Origin of the sequence: Dactylosporangium aurantiacum (assembly GCF_000716715.1) — a bacterium.
Classification (GTDB): domain Bacteria; phylum Actinomycetota; class Actinomycetes; order Mycobacteriales; family Micromonosporaceae; genus Dactylosporangium; species Dactylosporangium aurantiacum.
On record NZ_JNYJ01000016.1, the window covers coordinates 163,584 to 178,515 of the forward strand.

The following is a 14,932-nucleotide window of genomic DNA, read 5'->3' on the forward strand; positions in this document are numbered from 1 at the left end:
TCTCAGACGATGAGCCGTTCGGGGCGCTCCAGGGCGGCCGCGATCGTGGTCAGCACCCGGGCGCCGAGCGCGCCGTCGACCACCCGGTGGTCGAAGGCGAGGGTCAGCGTGGTCACCTGCCGGAGCCGGACCCGGCCCTTGTGCTCCCACGGCCGGCGGCGGATCGCGCCGAACGCGAGGATCGCGGGCTCGCCCGGGTTGAGGATCGGCGTGCCGTCGTCGACGCCGAGCGCGCCGATGTTGGTGATGGTGACGGTGCCGCCGGTCATCTCCGCGGGCGTCGTCGTGCCCGTCCGGGCCCGTTCGGTCAGGTCGGTGAGGGCCGCGGCGAGGTCGGGCAGCGTGAGCGTGTGCGCGTCCTTGACGTTCGGCACCAGCAGCCCGCGCGAGCCGGCCACGGCGATGCCCAGGTTGACGTGGTCGCGGGGCACGATCTGCTCGCGTCCGGCGTCCCACACCGCGTTGATGCCGGGGTTGCGGGCGACGGCGCCGAGCAGCGCGCGGGCCACCAGCAGCAGCGCCGTGACCTTGCGGCCGGCGAGGGCCGGGTCGGCGCGCAGGCGGTCGACCAGCTTCACGGTGCGGGTCACGTCGACGGTGATGGACTCGCTGGCGTGCGGGGCGGTGAAGGCGCTGGCGACCATCGCCCGCGCCATGGCCCGCTGCACCGACACCGGCTGCGGCCCGGCGACAGGCCGCTGCTCGGCGACCGGCGGTGCGGTGACCGGTGGCCCGGCCGGCGGCGGCCCGACCGGCTGCCCGGGAACCGGCCGCTGCTCGGCGACCGGCGGCCCGGCCGGCGGCGCGGGGGCCGGCTGTGCCGGGACCGTGGCCGGCCGGGCCGAGGCGGACTGGACATCGGTCCGGGTGATGGTGGCGCCGGGTCCGGTCGGGGTCACCGCGTGCAGGTCCACGCCGAGGGTCTTGGCGAGGCGGCGCACCGGCGGCTTGGCGGCGGACGGACCCCGGGACGCGCCCGCGGCCGCCCGCCGCGCCGCCCACCGGCTGGCCGCCGGCGCGGTGACGCCGTAGCCGACCAGCACGGCGCTGGATTCGACGGCCACCACGACGATCGGGGTACCGACGTCGACGGTGGCGCCTTCGGCGGCGCGGATCTCGTGGATCACGCCGTCGAACGGGATGGGCAGCTCGACGGTCGCCTTGACGGTCTCGACCTCGCACACCGGCGTGCCGTCGGTGACGCGGTCGCCGACGGCGACGTGCCAGCGCACGATCTCGGCGGTCAGCAGTCCTTCGCCGAGGTCCGGCAGGTGGAACTGGCGCAGTTCGGGCATGGTCGCGTTCCCTCGGCGGTCAGTACGCCAGCGCGCGCTCGACGGCGTCGAGCACCCGGTCGGCGTCCGGCAGGTAACCGTGCTCCAGGCGGGCCGGTGGGTAGGGGGTGTGGAAGCCGCCGACCCGCAGCACCGGCGCCTGGAGGCGGTGGAAGCAGCGCTCGGTGATCCGGGCGGCGATCTCCGCGCCGGCGCCGAAGAACACCGGTGCCTCGTGCGCGACGACCAGCCGGCCGGTCCGCCCGACGGAGTCGGCGACGGTGTCGAAGTCCAGCGGTGAGATCGACCGCAGGTCGAGCACCTCCAGGTCGATGCCCGCCGGGCCGGCCACCTCGGCCGCCTCCAGGCAGGTGCGCACCATCGGCCCGTACGCGGCGACGGTGACGTCCCGCCCCCGGCGGACCACCCGGGCCGAGTACGGCCCGACGTCGGGGCCGGCCGGGTCCACCGGACCGGTCTCGTAGTACCGCCGCTTGGGCTCGAAGAAGATCACCGGGTCGGCGCCGCGGATCGCCTGGCGCAGCATCCAGTGCGCGTCGCCCGGGGTCGCCGGTGCCATCACCCGCACCCCGGCGACGTGCGCGAACAGTGCCTCCGGCGACTCGCTGTGGTGCTCGACGGCGCCGATGCCACCGCCGTACGGGATGCGCACGACGACCGGCAGCGTGATGGTGCCCGCCGAGCGCTGGTGCAGCTTGGCCAGCTGGGTGACGATCTGGTCGTAGCCGGGGAAGACGAACCCGTCGAACTGGATCTCCGCCACCGGCCGGAAACCGCGCAGCGCCAGGCCGATCGCGGTACCGATGATCGCCGACTCGGCCAGCGGCGTGTCCAGCACCCGCTCCTCGCCGAACTCGCGCTGCAGGCCGTCGGTCACCCGGAAGACCCCGCCGAGCCGGCCGATGTCCTCGCCGAGCAGGATCACCTTCGGGTCCTCGGTCATGGCGGCGCGCAGCGCCGTGTTGATCGCCCGGCCCAGCGGCAGCTGGGTGACGGTGCCGGGCGCGGCCGCCTCGGGCAGCGTGAGCGTCATGCCGGTGTCCTTTCGGCTGCGGCGAACGACGACTGGTAGTCGGCGAACCAGGCCCGCTCCTCCTCGACGAGGGGGTGGGCGTCGGCGTAGACGTGGGAGAACATGTGCTCCACCGGCGGGTCGGGCATGCCCCGCACCGCCGCGCGGATGTCGAGGGCGGCCCGCTCGGCGTCGGCGTCGACGGCCGCGAAGAACCCGGCGTCCGCGTGCGCCTCCCGCTCCAGGTGGGTGCGCAGCCGGGCGATCGGGTCGCGGCGGCGCCACTGGTCCTCCTCGGCGCTCGTCCGGTACCGGCTCGGGTCGTCCGACGTGGTGTGGGCGCCCATCCGGTACGTCTCGGCCTCGATCAGCGTCGGCCCGTGCCCGCGCCGGGCCCGCTCCAGCGCCGCCTCGGTCACCGCCAGGCAGGCCAGCACGTCGTTGCCGTCGACCCGCACGCCCGGCAGACCGAAGCCGTCCGCCCGCCGGTGGATCGGTGCGCGGGTCTGCCGGTGCACCGGCGCGGAGATCGCCCACTGGTTGTTCTGGCAGAAGAACACCACCGGTGCCTGGTACACCGCGGCGAAGTTGAGCGCCTCGTTGAAGTCGCCCTGGCTGGTGGCGCCGTCACCGAAGTAGACGATGACCGCGCCGCCGGCACCCTCCGCGGCCATGCCCATCGCGTAGCCGGTGGCGTGCAGCGTCTGGGCGCCGATGACGAGCGTGTACAGGTGGAAGTCGTGCCGGGCCGGGTGCCAGCCGCCGTGGTGGACGCCGCGGTACATCGTGAAGACGTCCATCGGGGGCAGCCCCCGGCAGAGGGCCACCGCGTGGTCGCGGTAGCTGGGGAAGACGTGGTCGCCGTCGCGGACCGCGCGGGCGGAGCCGACCTGCGCCGCCTCCTGGCCGAGCAGCGACGGCCACAGCGCGAGCTCGCCCTGCCGCTGCAGCCGCACCCCCTCGGCGTCGACGCGGCGGGCCAGGACCATGTCGCGGTACAGGCCGCGCAGCCGCTCGGCGTCGGCGGTCACCTGGTACCCGGGGTGCCCGACCCGCTCCCCGTCGGCGGTGAGCAGGCGCACGGTCGGTTCTTCGGTCGTACCCATGTCAGTACCGCAGTGCCCAGGCGATACGCCGCCGCAGCGACTTCTGCCGTTGGGCCTCGTGGTAGCGGGCGTCGGACTTGAGCACCTCGATGGCCGAGGCGACCCGCCGCTCGGCCTCCTCGATCGCCTCGTCCAGCGGGACGATCACCGGGAAGTCGAAGATGCTGATGATCTTCTCCAGCCGTTCGCGGACGGTGCCGCCGACGATGTGGTACGGCAGCCCCACCTCCTCCAACGCCTCCAGCAGCAGCTGCTCGGAGAGGCGGCGGAACGGCTCCGACACCGGCCGGTGCCCGTCCGGGTCCATGTCGAACTCGACCGGCAGGTGGACGTACGCGTCGTACACGCGCCGGGCACGGGCCTTCGTGACCACCCCGAGCATGTCGGTGTACTGCTGGTAGAACCGCTTGACCGGCAGGCCGGCGAGGGTCTTGAGGGCGCCGAGCCACCACGCGTTGCCGGGGTTGATCCCGATGCGCATCCGGGCCTCGAAGTAGACCCATTCGTGCACGCAGCCGCCGTCGGAGATGAACGAGTCGACGCCGACGCCCTCGTTGTGCACCCGCTCCTCGAACCGGCGCATGGCGAGCAGGACGAGCTCCATCGCGTTGAGCTCCATCACCGTCTTGCCGGGGACCATCTCCATGAGGATCTCGCGTGAGGTCATGGCGTGCGTCCGCGGAATTCCGGTGGCGATGGAGAGCGCCTCGGTGGTCGTGCTCTTCCCGGTCGAGTAGGTGCCGGAAATGGCGAGACGAATCTTTTCGGTCACCGACACTCCTTTCGTCGTGGCGATTCCTGGACAAGCCGATCCTGGCAGCCAGGCGGGCCGCTGCACAGGGCGTTCCCGGCATCATTTTTGACGTGACCCGGACCACGAAAAAACCGCCGGACAACCATTTCACAATGGTTGCCCGGCGGTTTCGAAATGCTCAGGCGGAGCGGCGTGACCGTAATTCCGCGGAGAAGCGCAGCCAGGTCTCGCCGCATTCCTGGGCGGCGGAGGCGAGAATGTCGAGGCAGTGTGCCGGAAGGTTGTCCAGCAGGTCAGCGCGGGCGCCCGCCAGCACGGCGGCCGAGGTCAGCAGGCGCAGCATCAGCCTGCCGCGTTCGGTGAGCCGCAGCGAGGGATCACGCTTGAGCATGTCCAGCCACCGGCCGTCTCCCCCGGCACCGCCGCCGGACCGGGCGTTGCGGGTGCGCGCGACCGGGTCCGCCCGCGGTCGTTTCGGCGCCACGGGGTCGTCGCCGCGGGTGAGCCGGTCGCGGACGTCGCGCACCGTTCGCGGGGAGATGCCGGCCTCGCGGGCGATCCGCCGCAGCGAGGCGTCGGGGTTCTCGGTGATCAGCTCGACGGCGCGTTGCCGGCCGGTGGCCGGGCTGACCGGCCGCAGCCGCCCGTCATGGCCCAGCCGGGACTCGATCGGCGGCAGCTGCGCGGCCATCGACCTGCGCAGCGCGCCGACGGTGCCGGCCGAGAGCCCGACGACGCGGGCGATGGCGCGGTCCGACCACTGCGGGTGCGAGCCGAAGATGCGCATCGCCGCCGTGGTGCGGTCCTTGCGGCTGAGCGGGTAGCCGTGGGCGGTGTTCTGCTGCACCGCGAGGATGAACGCCTCACGCTCGCAGCCGTCGAAGAACCGCGCGGCGATGGTCTGCTCGCCGCGCAGGATCGCCGCCCGCAGCCGGTGCATCCCGTCGATGACCCGCATCGAGGCGCGGTGCACGATGATCGGCTCGTGCACCGCGCCGATGTCGGCCAGCACCCTGACGTGTTCGTCCACCTCGCCCGCGGTGCGGGGCGAGTCACCGCGGCGCAGCTGCGCGACCGGCACGGCCTGCACCGGCGAGAGCTCGTACGGCTGCTCCTCCCGCGAAGACCTGACCGCCGTTGCCGCCGTTGCCGGCTGCCTCGAGCCTTCGGCCCACAAGGTCCCTACCCCCGTCTCTGTGTGTCAGTGTGTGGACGCTCCACATGCCGTCACCGTCGTTACCCGACGCATCCAATTTATAACCATCTATGTCATGGCGCCCGCCAGCACGGGAGCGCCGGGCAGCCGCGCGGGCAGCGCCGGGTCGTCGCCGACGATCACCGGGTGCCCGACCTCGGCCAGCATCGGCAGGTCGGAGATGTGGTCGCCGTAGGCGTAGCAGTCCTCGGCCGGCACCGCCGGATAGGCGTGCAGCAGGGCCCGCACCCGCTCGCCCTTGACCTCGCCGATCACCGGCGGGCCCAGCAGCTCGCCGGTGTACCGCCCGTCGCGCACCTCCAGCCGGGTCACCTCCACGTGCCGCGCCCCGATGCTCCTGGCGATCGGCTCGACGATGGGTGCGAACGCCCCGGAGACCAGCACCAGGTGCGCGCCGGCCGCGCGGTGGGCGCGCAGCGCGGCGAGCACGTCGGCGTGGAAGAAGGCGGGGCGGCGCCGGCCGGCGTCGAACCAGCGCCGGCCGGCCAGCACGACGTCGCGCACCTCGGCGCCCGTCCACGCCCGGTAGTACGCCCGGTTGGTCTCCGCCCGGGGTACCCCGGCGGCGGCCTGGGCGAGCAGGTCGCGGCGGACCGACGCGGCCAGCTCACGCCCGGCCGGCCCGAGCCGCTCCACCAGGTAGAAGGCCAGGAACTCGAACATGCTCTTGGCCCGGATCAACGTCTCGTCGACGTCGCTGAACACGAGCCGGGTGGGCTCCGTCACCCGGCCACCGCCGTCTCGGTGACCGCCGGCGCCGCGGCCGGTGCCGCTGCCGGCGGCGTCTCGACCGCCGCCGGGCGGGCCCGCCGGCGGCTGAAGCGCTGCATCATGGGCTCCTCGACCACCATGAACAGCAGCCAGCCGACCAGCAGCGTCGCCGCGAACAGGGTGAGCCACAACCCCAGGGCGACCGGGGCGCTGTAGGTGCGGTCCCCGCCCAGCCACAGCCGGCCCTGGAACAGCACCACGCCCTGGCACAGGTAGAAGGCGAAGGAGATCTTGCCCAGCCAGACCATCGGCCGGCTGCGCAGGAACCGGGCGCCGCCGGCCAGGTCGGCCGTGGCCGCGGTCGGGATGAGCACCGCGATGGGCACGATCATGGCGACGATGAAGTCGAACGGCGACGGGGTGTACAGCGTCCAGACGTAGCCGGCGACGGACAGCGCCACGGCGTGCCAGAGCCTGATCGCCGGCCAGCGCCCGGCGATGACGAGCCGGGCCAGCAGCATGCCGAGCACGAACTCGAACAGCCGCGGCAGCGGGAAGATGTAGCCGAACCACTGCTGCGGCACCGCCATCGGCAGCAGCGACGAGCGCGGGTGGTCGGGCACCAGGAAGAAGTTGATCAGCGCGATGCCGACCGTGCCGGCGAGCATGGCACCGGCCCACGCCCACAGCCGCGACTCGCCGATGCGCCGCACCGGTCCGATCAGGAACGGGAAGCACACGTAGAACAGCAGCTCACAGCAGAGCGACCAGCTCGGGGAGTTGACGCTGATGAAGGTCTTCGGATCGTCGACCCAGGCGTGCAGCAGCAGCAGGTTGGCGGTCGGCCGCCAGAACCCGATCACGGCGGCGGGGACCAGCACCACGGTCACGATCCAGAGCACCACGTGGTTCGGGAAGATCTTCGTCAGCCGCCGCCGGATGAACGCCCTGCGGTCCAGCACCGGCCGGGCCGACCAGGCGAGCACGAAGCCGCTGAGCACGAAGAAGAACGACACCCCGATGAAGCCGGCCTTGCCGACGAGGTGCGCGACGGGCACCGCGATGTCCCGGTCGGCGAAGAAGCTCATGGGCACGGCCGGCTTCAGCGGATCGGCCAGCATCAGCGAGTGCAGCAGGAACACGCCCAGCGCGCCGAAGATCCGCATGCCGGTGAGGGCGGGCAGGTCCGGTCGGCGCTCGGCCGCGGCGACCGCGGCCCCGGTGGTCGGTTCGGCGTCAGGCATCTGGGGTCCTCTCACGTCAGCGTCTCCAGCGATGCGGGGTCGAACGGGCGCAGCTCGTCCGTGCGGCCGTCGCGGATCTTCGCCGCCCAGTACGGGTCGGACAGGACCGCGCGGCCCACGGCCAGCAGGTCGAACTCGCCTGCCTCGACGGCGGCGACGGCGCGCTCCAGGGAGGCGGGCCGCGTCGCCGCGCCCTCGAAGGCCTCCTGGAAGTCGCTGTCGGCCAGCCCCACCGAGCCGACCGCGATCACCGGCCGGCCGGTGACCCGCCTGGTCCACGCCGGCAGGCTGAGCCGCGAGCCGTCGAAGGCGGGCAGCCAGAAGCGCCGCGTCGACACGTGGTAGGCGTCGACGCCCGCGGCGGTCAGCGGTGCCAGCAGGTCGGCCAGCTCGTCCGGGTCCTGCGCGATCCGCGCCTGGAAGTCGGTCACCTTCCACTGCGAGAAGCGCAGGATGATCGGGAAGTCCGGGCCGGTGGCGCGCCGGATCGCGGCGACCACCTCGGCCCCGAAGCGGGCCCGGGCGGCCGGCGGGCCGCCGTAGGCGTCGGTGCGCCGGTTCGTGGCCGGCCACAGGAACTGGTCGATCAGGAAGCCGTGCGCGGCGTGCAGCTCGACGCCGTCGAAGCCGATCCGCTGGGCGTCCACGGCGGCCCGTACGTAGGCGTCGACCGCCACGGCGAGCTGCGCGTCGGTCATCGGCTCGGTGAACGGCTCGCCGGCCAGGTCGAGCCCCGAGGGGCCGACCGCGGTGAGCGGGGGCTCGGGCACGAAGCCGGGCTCCCGGTAGATGCCGACGTGCCACAGCTGCGGCACGATCGTCCCGCCGGCCGCGTGCACGGCGTCGACCACGCCGGCCCAGCCGGCCAGGGCGTCCTCGCCGTGGATGCGCGGCACGCCGGCCGGCGCCACACAGGCCGGGTCGCCGACCAGCGTCCCCTCGGTGATGATCAGGCCGGTGCCGCCCTCGGCGCGCCGGGCGTAGTAGCCCGCCACCGCCGCGTCCGGCACCCCGCCCGGCGACATGTACCTGGTCATCGGCGCCATCGCGATGCGGTTGGGCAGCATCAGCCCGTTGACGGTGAACGGCTCGAACAGCGCCGCCACCTCCGGCGCCGCCGTCGTGCCCTGTGCTGTTCCGGCCCGGAAGGCCGGCTCGACTACGGTCACGGCAATCCTCCTATCGCGTCTCGACGTGCGATTCCGTTGGCTGCCGCAATCAGCCTTACACGCATTCAGCATTCGCGAAAGCCGATGGATATTCACGCCGTAAGACTCAACAGTCCGGAAACATGTCGGAGACGGGAAGTTTTCCGAAACGTAAGTTCCGCCAAGACGCCGAAGTGGCCAACCATGCAATTTGCACAGTTGGCCGGGTGGGCCTGGATGAATCGCCGGACAATGCCTTTCGGCCCGCCGGCGCCACCCCTTTCATTACGGGCTGACGCCGGAGGGCCCGGCTGTGGAATTGTCCGGTGAATGACCTCAGCGGTCGGCGGCGGGCGCCTTTCGGCCGGGCAGCGCGGCGAACGTCAGCACGGCGGTGAGGCCCAGCGCGATCGCGGCGATCGCGAGGCTGATCCGCATGCCGGCGGCGAAGCCGGCCTGCGAGGCCACCAGCGCCCCGAAGACGGCGACCGCGATCGCGCCACCCGTCTGCCGGATGGTGTTGAGCACGCCGGCCGCGGTGCCCGCCCGCTCCGCCTCCACGCTGCCGAGCAGCAGGCCGGTCAGCGCGGGCACGGCTAGCGCACCGGCGAACCCGACCGGCACGGCGACCAGCGCCACCAGGGCGGGCGGGGTGTCCGCGTCGACGAACAGCAGCAGGATCAGCCCCACCACGGTGCCCGCCTGCCCGATCACCATCGGCAGCCGGGGACCGAAGCGCTGGATCACCTTGGCCGCGACGAAGAGGTTGGACAGTGCCACCAGCGCGGTCGTCGGCACGAACATGAGGCCGGAGACCAGCGCGTTGCGGTGCAGCTCCTGCTGGAAGAACAGGCTCAGCAGGAAGATCGTGCCGTACCAGGCCACGTTGACGGCGAACCCGGCGGCGATCGAGATCGACACCGGGCGGAGCCGGAACAGCCCGAGCGGCATCGTCGGGTGCTCCTGACGGTGCTCGACGAACAGGAAGGCGATCACCGCGACGGCGGCGAGCACGAACGCGCCGATCACCTCCGGCGCACCGTAGCCACGGTCGCCGCCCTCGATGACGCCGACGGTCAGCCCGGCCAGGCCGAGGACCGCGAGCACCTGGCCGAGCAGGTCCAGCGGCGCGGCGCGGCGCGGCGAGTGCGGCGCCCGGCGCAGCAGGATGAGGCCGATGATGCCGATGGGCAGGTTGATGAAGAAGATGGTGCGCCAGTTCCACGCGCTGGTGAGCAGCCCGCCGAACGCGGGGCCGACGGTGGTGGCGATGGCGCCGCCCGCGGTCCAGGTGGCGATGGCCCGGGTGCGCTCGTGCATGTCCGGGAACGCCTGACGGACCAGCGCGAGCGAGGCCGGCATGGTCACCGACGCCGCCAGGCCCTGCACGAGCCGGGCCGCCACCAGCATCCACATCTCGGTGGCCAGCCCGCAGGCGACCGAGGCGACGGTGAACACGACCAGGCCGCCGGCGAACGCGCGGCTCGCCCCGACCCGGTCGGAGAACGCCCCCGCCGAGAGCATGAACGCCGCGAACGTCAGGGTGTAGCCGTCGACGATCCACTGCAGGCCGGCGATGCCACCGTGCAGGTCCTGACCGATGTCGGGCAGCGCCACGTTGACGACCAGCGCGTCGAGAGAGATCACGACGAAGCCGAGGAGGGCCGCCGCGAGCACCGCGTTCGGGCGGACGGAGCGGTCCTGGACCGGCGCCGCCGGGGTCTGGGTCGGTGGTGTGACAGTTGCCATGCTAAATCCCTTTACATCCCTAGGATAAGGGTGAGTTCGAGGCCTGCCAGCACCGGATCAACGCAGATGCCGCGCGACTTGCGGTGCCGACCCATCGACCGTAGCCAGATCGGCGCGGACGTACCTGGGCGTGGTACACCCCCTCTCCGCGCTTGCGACACACCGTGACGCTGCCAGACTGGAATGGTGACGAACCGGGAGAATGAGCTGGGCACGTTCCTTCGTGCGCACCGCGCGGCGGTGCGCCCCGATGAGGTCGGCCTGCCCGGTGGCACGGGTGTCCGGCGGACCCCCGGGCTGCGCCGGGAGGAGGTCGCCTCACTCGCCGGGGTGAGCGTGGACTACTACACGCGCCTCGAACGCGGCCGGGAGACCAGGCCCAGCCAGTCGGTCGTCGACGCGCTCGCCGGTGCGCTGCGGCTGACCCGCGACGAGCACCGGCACCTGCGGGAGCTGGCCGGCCGGCGCCCGGCGCAGCGCGGCCGGCCGCAGCTGTCCCGCAGCGTCCGCCCGGGCGTGCGGCACCTGCTGGAAGCGCTGCGCCCCAACCCCGCCTACGTCGTCGGCCCGATCAACGACCTGCTGGCCGCCAACCCGTCCGGGCTGCGCCTGCTGGCCGGGATCGACGCGTGGCCGCCCGCGCGGCGCAACATCATCCGCTACGTCTTCCTGCACCCGGTCGCCCGCCGGCTGTACGAGGACTGGGAGCAGATGGCCCCGGGCGTCGTCGCCCACCTGCGCGCGATGGCGAGCGAGTTCGCGCACACTCCGGAGTTCGTCCATCTCGTCGGGGAGCTGACGGTCAAGAGCGACGAGTTCGCCAGCCTCTGGGAACGCTACGAGGTCGACGCGCACACCAACGGTCTCAAGCGGTTCCGGCACCCCACGGTCGGCCGGCTCACCCTCGGGTACGAGGCGATGACGCTGAACGGCACCGACGGGCAGCGCCTGATCGCCTACCACGCCACACCCAACACCCCGGACCACGACGCGACCGTCCTGCTCGACATGGGTGACCCGGCGCTCGACGGCCAGCCGGCCGGCGGCGACCAGCGGGAGCTGGACCCGTTCGAGCCGGACACCGACCCGGCCTTCCGCCGCCCGCCTTCCGGCGGCTTCTAGCGCTGCGGCGGTCCGTCCCCGTCGGACCGCCGCAGCGCTCCTGCCGGCGGAGGCTTCAGCCGGCGAACGCCCGGACGGGCAGGCCCTGGATGCCCGCGGCGGCCCGGAAGAGGGTGCCGGCGACCGGGTCGTCGCCCGGTTCCATGCCCTCCCGCGAGGTGGTGACGAACAGCTCGTCGAGGCGCTCGCCGCCGAACGCGCACGCGGTGACCTGGGCGGTGGGCAGCTCGACGACCTCGTCCAGGGCACCGCCCGGGGTGTAGCGGTGCACGGCGCCACCGCCGTGCAGCGCGACCCACACGCCGCCTTCGACGTCGACGGTGAGCCCGTCGGGGTGGCCGAGATGGTCGGGGACCGTCACGAACGCCCGCCGGCCGGTGAGTCCGGTGGCCGGGTCGTAGTCGAACACCGTCACCTGGCCCGTCGGGGTGTCGTTGTAGTACGCGCGGGAGCCGTCCGGGCTCCACTCCAGCCCGTTGGAGATGGTGACGCCGTCGAGCACCACCCGCACCGAGCCGTCGGGGTCGAGCCGGTACAGGGACGCGGCGCCGGGGCGCTGGTCGTACGCCATCGAACCGCAGTAGAAGCGCCCGTCGGGGTCGCAGCCGCCCTCGTTCATCCGGATGCCGCCGTCGGCCCACACCGGCGGCAGGTGGGTGATCATGCCGTCGGGGTCCTCCAGCGCGAACCCGCGCTCGACGCCGATGACGGCGCCGCCCCGGGTGCGGGGACGCACCACCGCCGCGACGGTGCCGACGTGCCGGCGGGTGACCGTCGCGTCGGCCGCCAGCGACAGGATGTCACCGGCCAGCATGTCCACCCAGCGCAGCCCGCCCCAGCTCGCGGACCAGACCGGTCCTTCGCCGTGATACGTGACCGGGTCGGTGATCGGTTCAGCGCGCACGGGTCCACTCTGCCATGACGGCGCCGACGTCCGCTCGGTCGACGGCGACGACGGCCCGCTCACGGTCGCAGGGTGGCCAGCCACGCGTCGAAGGTGGTCGGGGCGATCTCGGCGTCGGCGGCGGGCAGCAGGACGTCGCCGGCCGCGCTCTCGTCGAAGACGCCCCCGTGCCAGGTCGGCACGAGCCGGATGCTCCTGCCCTGGGCGGCGAGCGTGCGGCGGGCCATGTCGATCAGGTCCTGCGGCTCCGGGCCGGCGACATCGCGGTGGCGGCCCTGCGGGGCGCCGGTGGCGACGCGCGCGAGGACGTCCGCGACGTCGGCGGGGGCGATCGGCTGGATGAGCAGCGGCGGCAGCTGGGCGGTCCCGTCCCGTTCGACCCAGCCGGTGACCATCGCGGCGAAGTCGTGGAAGTGCGTCGCGGGCACGACCGTGTACGGGACCGGCCCGGCCTCCACCGCCGCCTCCTGCGCGCGTTTGCCTGCCATGTGGGCGTTGCCGGCGATCGCGCGCAGCCCGGCGACGGACAGCAGGACGTGGTGACCGACCCCGGCGCGCTGCCCGGCGGCCAGCAGGTTGGCGGTGGCGGTGGTGAAGAAGCCGACGGCTTCGGCCTCGTCCGTGACGTTGGTGCTGGTGGCGTCGACGACCGCGGCCACCCCGGCGAGCGCGGCGTCCAGGCCGCCGCCGGTGACGACGTCGACGCCGTGGGTGCGGCTGATGGGGACGGTGTCGTGCCCGTCGCGGCGCAGGGCGTCGACGGTGAGGGACCCGATCCGTCCGGAGGCCCCGACGACGGCTACTCGCATCTTTACGGCTCCTTCGCTGTGCCGGACATCGGCATGGCCGCTGCCTACCTGTTTCGGCGGCCGGCAAACCTGGGCGCGGAATTCATCCGGCCGGCAGGTGGCCGGTGCCGGTGCCGGCGCGCGAGCATGGCGACGGTTGATCCGCTCCGGCTTCCGGCTTCGACATTGGGGATTGCGATGCGACAAGACCTCACACTGCAGACCATGCTCTTGGACCAGTCGCCACCGTTCGTCCCGGAGGCGCCCGAGGTGATGACGGTGCTCGTCGAGGTGCCGCCGGGCGATCCGGGCACACCGCCGCACCGGCACTCGGGTCCGGTGTACGGCTATGTCCTCGAAGGCGAGATGATCTTCGAGCTGGAGGGCGAGCCCGAGCGCGTGATCCGCGCCGGTGAGGCGTTCTGGGAGCCCGGCGGAGACGTCATCCACTACCAGACCGCCAACAACCTGCCGTCGACGTGGCTCCGGCTCGTCGTTGTGATGATCATGGTGCCGGGCGAACCGATGCTGCGACTGGTGGACCCCGAGGAACTGGAGCGCCGGCGCGACCGGCGGGCACCACGGCCGTCCTGATGACCGCGGCCCCGGGCATCGACCACCGTGCCGACCGGGGCCGGCCGGCACGCCGGCCCGCTCTGACCTGACCCCTCCATCACCGTCGCCGGTCCGGCCGCCCAGGCCGGACCGGCGACCGTCGTTGTGGCCGCCGTTGCCACCGCCGGGCGACCGATCCGCCCCCGCCAGGCCCCCGTTCGTACTGCGGAGCGCTGAGCTGGGGTTTCGAAAGCTTTGACACCGTCGCCAGGGTCACCCAATACTGGGCCCAATCGACATCTGTCAACGCCGGACGCCGACCGGTACGTTGCACGCTGCCCTGCAAAAGGAGGAACGCGCGCTCCATGAACATGCGTAGCCGTCTGCTCGCCACCGCAGTCGCCGTCTCGACCGCCGCGGCCATCACCACCGTCGTCGCCTGGGCCGCCTCCCCGGCGAACGCCGCCACCTGCAACGGGTACGTCGGGCTCACCTTCGACGACGGACCCGGCACCAACACCGCCAACCTGCTCAACACCCTGCGCCAGAACGGGCTGCGGGCCACGATGTTCAACGAGGGCCAGTACGCCGCCCAGTACCCGGCCCAGGTCCGGGCACAGGTCGACGCCGGCATGTGGGTCGGCAACCACAGCTACACCCACCCGCACCTGACCCAGATGAGCCAGTCCCAGATCGACTCGGAGGTGTCGCGCACCCAGCAGGCCATCGCCAACGCCGGCGGCGGCACCCCGAAGCTCTTCCGGCCGCCGTACGGCGAGACCAACTCGACCTTGCAGTCGGTCCTGTCCCGCTACGGCCTGACCCAGATCATCTGGGACGTCGACTCGCAGGACTGGAACAACGCCAGCGTCGACGCGATCGTCCAGGCCGCCGGCCGGCTCACGAACGGCCAGATCATCCTCATGCACGACTGGCCCGCCAACACCGTCGCCGCCATCCCGCGCATCGCCCAGGGCCTCGCCGCGCGGAACCTGTGCGCCGGCATGATCTCCCCGCAGACCGGCCGGGCGGTCGCCCCCGACGGCACCAGCCCGACCACCCCGCCGCCGAGCTCCGCCTCGCCGAGCTCACCGCCGCCGGCCGGGGCCAAGCGCATCGTCGGCGCGCAGTCGGGTCGGTGCGTCGACGTGCCGAACTCCTCGCGCACCAACGGCACCCGCGTGCAGCTGTACGACTGCCACGGCGGGACGAACCAGCAGTGGACGCTGACGTCGAGCCGGCAGCTGACCGTGTACGGCAGCATGTGCCTGGACGCCGCCGGCTCCGGCAACGGCGCGGCGGTGCAGATCTACAGCTGCAACGGCCAG

General features: G+C 72.9%; 14 protein-coding genes. 3 read left to right on the plus strand and 11 right to left on the minus strand.

Annotation, left to right across the window (positions count from 1 at the left end; all coding sequences use genetic code 11):
- Nucleotides 1-2 precede the first annotated feature (2 nt).
- The 9 genes from OP18_RS20065 to OP18_RS20105 all read right to left on the minus strand — a co-directional run bounded on the left by OP18_RS20065 (nucleotide 3) and on the right by OP18_RS20105 (nucleotide 10,235).
- Nucleotides 3-1,295 (minus strand): dihydrolipoamide acetyltransferase family protein, encoded by a 1,293-nt coding sequence (locus tag OP18_RS20065; protein ID WP_033360467.1) that lies wholly within the window; start codon nucleotides 1,293-1,295, stop codon nucleotides 3-5.
- Between the two features lie 19 nt (nucleotides 1,296-1,314).
- The gene (locus tag OP18_RS20070; protein WP_052387012.1) at nucleotides 1,315-2,328 is read right to left on the minus strand and encodes an alpha-ketoacid dehydrogenase subunit beta; all 1,014 of its coding nucleotides are present in this window, start codon (nucleotides 2,326-2,328) and stop codon (nucleotides 1,315-1,317) included.
- Nucleotides 2,325-3,413 (minus strand): pyruvate dehydrogenase (acetyl-transferring) E1 component subunit alpha, encoded by a 1,089-nt coding sequence (pdhA, locus tag OP18_RS20075; RefSeq protein ID WP_033360468.1) that lies wholly within the window; start codon nucleotides 3,411-3,413, stop codon nucleotides 2,325-2,327. Before pdhA ends, OP18_RS20070 begins: the two co-directional genes overlap by 4 nt.
- A 1-nt stretch (nucleotide 3,414) precedes the next feature.
- Entirely contained in the window at nucleotides 3,415-4,185 is a 771-nt protein-coding gene (locus tag OP18_RS20080) for an AAA family ATPase (RefSeq protein ID WP_063745546.1), read from the minus strand.
- Between the two features lie 160 nt (nucleotides 4,186-4,345).
- Complete coding sequence (locus tag OP18_RS20085) at nucleotides 4,346-5,257, minus strand: ParB N-terminal domain-containing protein (protein WP_052387013.1); 912 nt, start codon at nucleotides 5,255-5,257, stop codon at nucleotides 4,346-4,348.
- A 174-nt stretch (nucleotides 5,258-5,431) separates the two neighbouring features.
- Nucleotides 5,432-6,109: an HAD family hydrolase gene (locus OP18_RS20090; RefSeq protein WP_033360469.1), complete on the minus strand. Its 678-nt coding sequence runs from the start codon at nucleotides 6,107-6,109 to the stop codon at nucleotides 5,432-5,434.
- Nucleotides 6,106-7,338, minus strand: coding sequence for an acyltransferase family protein (locus tag OP18_RS20095; protein ID WP_033360470.1), 1,233 nt, complete (start codon nucleotides 7,336-7,338; stop codon nucleotides 6,106-6,108). Before OP18_RS20095 ends, OP18_RS20090 begins: the two co-directional genes overlap by 4 nt.
- Before the next feature lie 11 nt (nucleotides 7,339-7,349).
- Nucleotides 7,350-8,507 carry an NADH:flavin oxidoreductase gene (locus tag OP18_RS20100; protein WP_245635457.1) on the minus strand — a complete coding sequence of 386 codons (1,158 nt, stop codon included), beginning with the start codon at nucleotides 8,505-8,507 and terminating at the stop codon, nucleotides 7,350-7,352.
- A 315-nt stretch (nucleotides 8,508-8,822) separates the two neighbouring features.
- Nucleotides 8,823-10,235: an MFS transporter gene (locus OP18_RS20105; RefSeq protein WP_033360472.1), complete on the minus strand. Its 1,413-nt coding sequence runs from the start codon at nucleotides 10,233-10,235 to the stop codon at nucleotides 8,823-8,825.
- A gap of 186 nt (nucleotides 10,236-10,421) precedes the next feature.
- Between OP18_RS20105 and OP18_RS20110 the strand changes: the two genes are divergently transcribed.
- The gene (locus OP18_RS20110) at nucleotides 10,422-11,357 is read left to right on the plus strand and encodes a helix-turn-helix transcriptional regulator (RefSeq protein WP_245635458.1); all 936 of its coding nucleotides are present in this window, start codon (nucleotides 10,422-10,424) and stop codon (nucleotides 11,355-11,357) included.
- Between the two features lie 55 nt (nucleotides 11,358-11,412).
- On the opposite strand, the gene OP18_RS20115 is transcribed toward OP18_RS20110, so the two are convergent.
- Both OP18_RS20115 and OP18_RS20120 read right to left on the minus strand, forming a co-directional pair.
- Entirely contained in the window at nucleotides 11,413-12,261 is an 849-nt protein-coding gene (locus OP18_RS20115; RefSeq protein ID WP_033360474.1) for an SMP-30/gluconolactonase/LRE family protein, read from the minus strand.
- Nucleotides 12,262-12,320: 59 nt separating this feature from the next.
- Complete coding sequence (locus OP18_RS20120) at nucleotides 12,321-13,070, minus strand: SDR family oxidoreductase (RefSeq protein ID WP_033360475.1); 750 nt, start codon at nucleotides 13,068-13,070, stop codon at nucleotides 12,321-12,323.
- Between the two features lie 18 nt (nucleotides 13,071-13,088).
- On the opposite strand from OP18_RS20120, the gene OP18_RS20125 reads away from it, so the two are divergent.
- Nucleotides 13,089-13,643: a cupin domain-containing protein gene (locus OP18_RS20125; protein ID WP_211273603.1), complete on the plus strand. Its 555-nt coding sequence runs from the start codon at nucleotides 13,089-13,091 to the stop codon at nucleotides 13,641-13,643.
- 332 nt (nucleotides 13,644-13,975) lie between these two features.
- The coding region (locus OP18_RS20130) for a polysaccharide deacetylase family protein (RefSeq protein WP_425388638.1) at nucleotides 13,976-14,932 on the plus strand (957 nt) is incomplete at its 3' end.

Coding starts and splice junctions, on each gene's coding strand:
- OP18_RS20065 (WP_033360467.1), bottom strand. CDS start 1,295: ATGCCCGAACTGCGCCAGTTCCACCTGCCGGACCTCGGCGAAGGACTG.
- OP18_RS20070 (WP_052387012.1), bottom strand. CDS start 2,328: ATGACGCTCACGCTGCCCGAGGCGGCCGCGCCCGGCACCGTCACCCAG.
- pdhA (WP_033360468.1), bottom strand. CDS start 3,413: ATGGGTACGACCGAAGAACCGACCGTGCGCCTGCTCACCGCCGACGGG.
- OP18_RS20095 (WP_033360470.1), bottom strand. CDS start 7,338: ATGCCTGACGCCGAACCGACCACCGGGGCCGCGGTCGCCGCGGCCGAG.
- OP18_RS20105 (WP_033360472.1), bottom strand. CDS start 10,235: ATGGCAACTGTCACACCACCGACCCAGACCCCGGCGGCGCCGGTCCAG.
- OP18_RS20120 (WP_033360475.1), bottom strand. CDS start 13,070: ATGCGAGTAGCCGTCGTCGGGGCCTCCGGACGGATCGGGTCCCTCACC.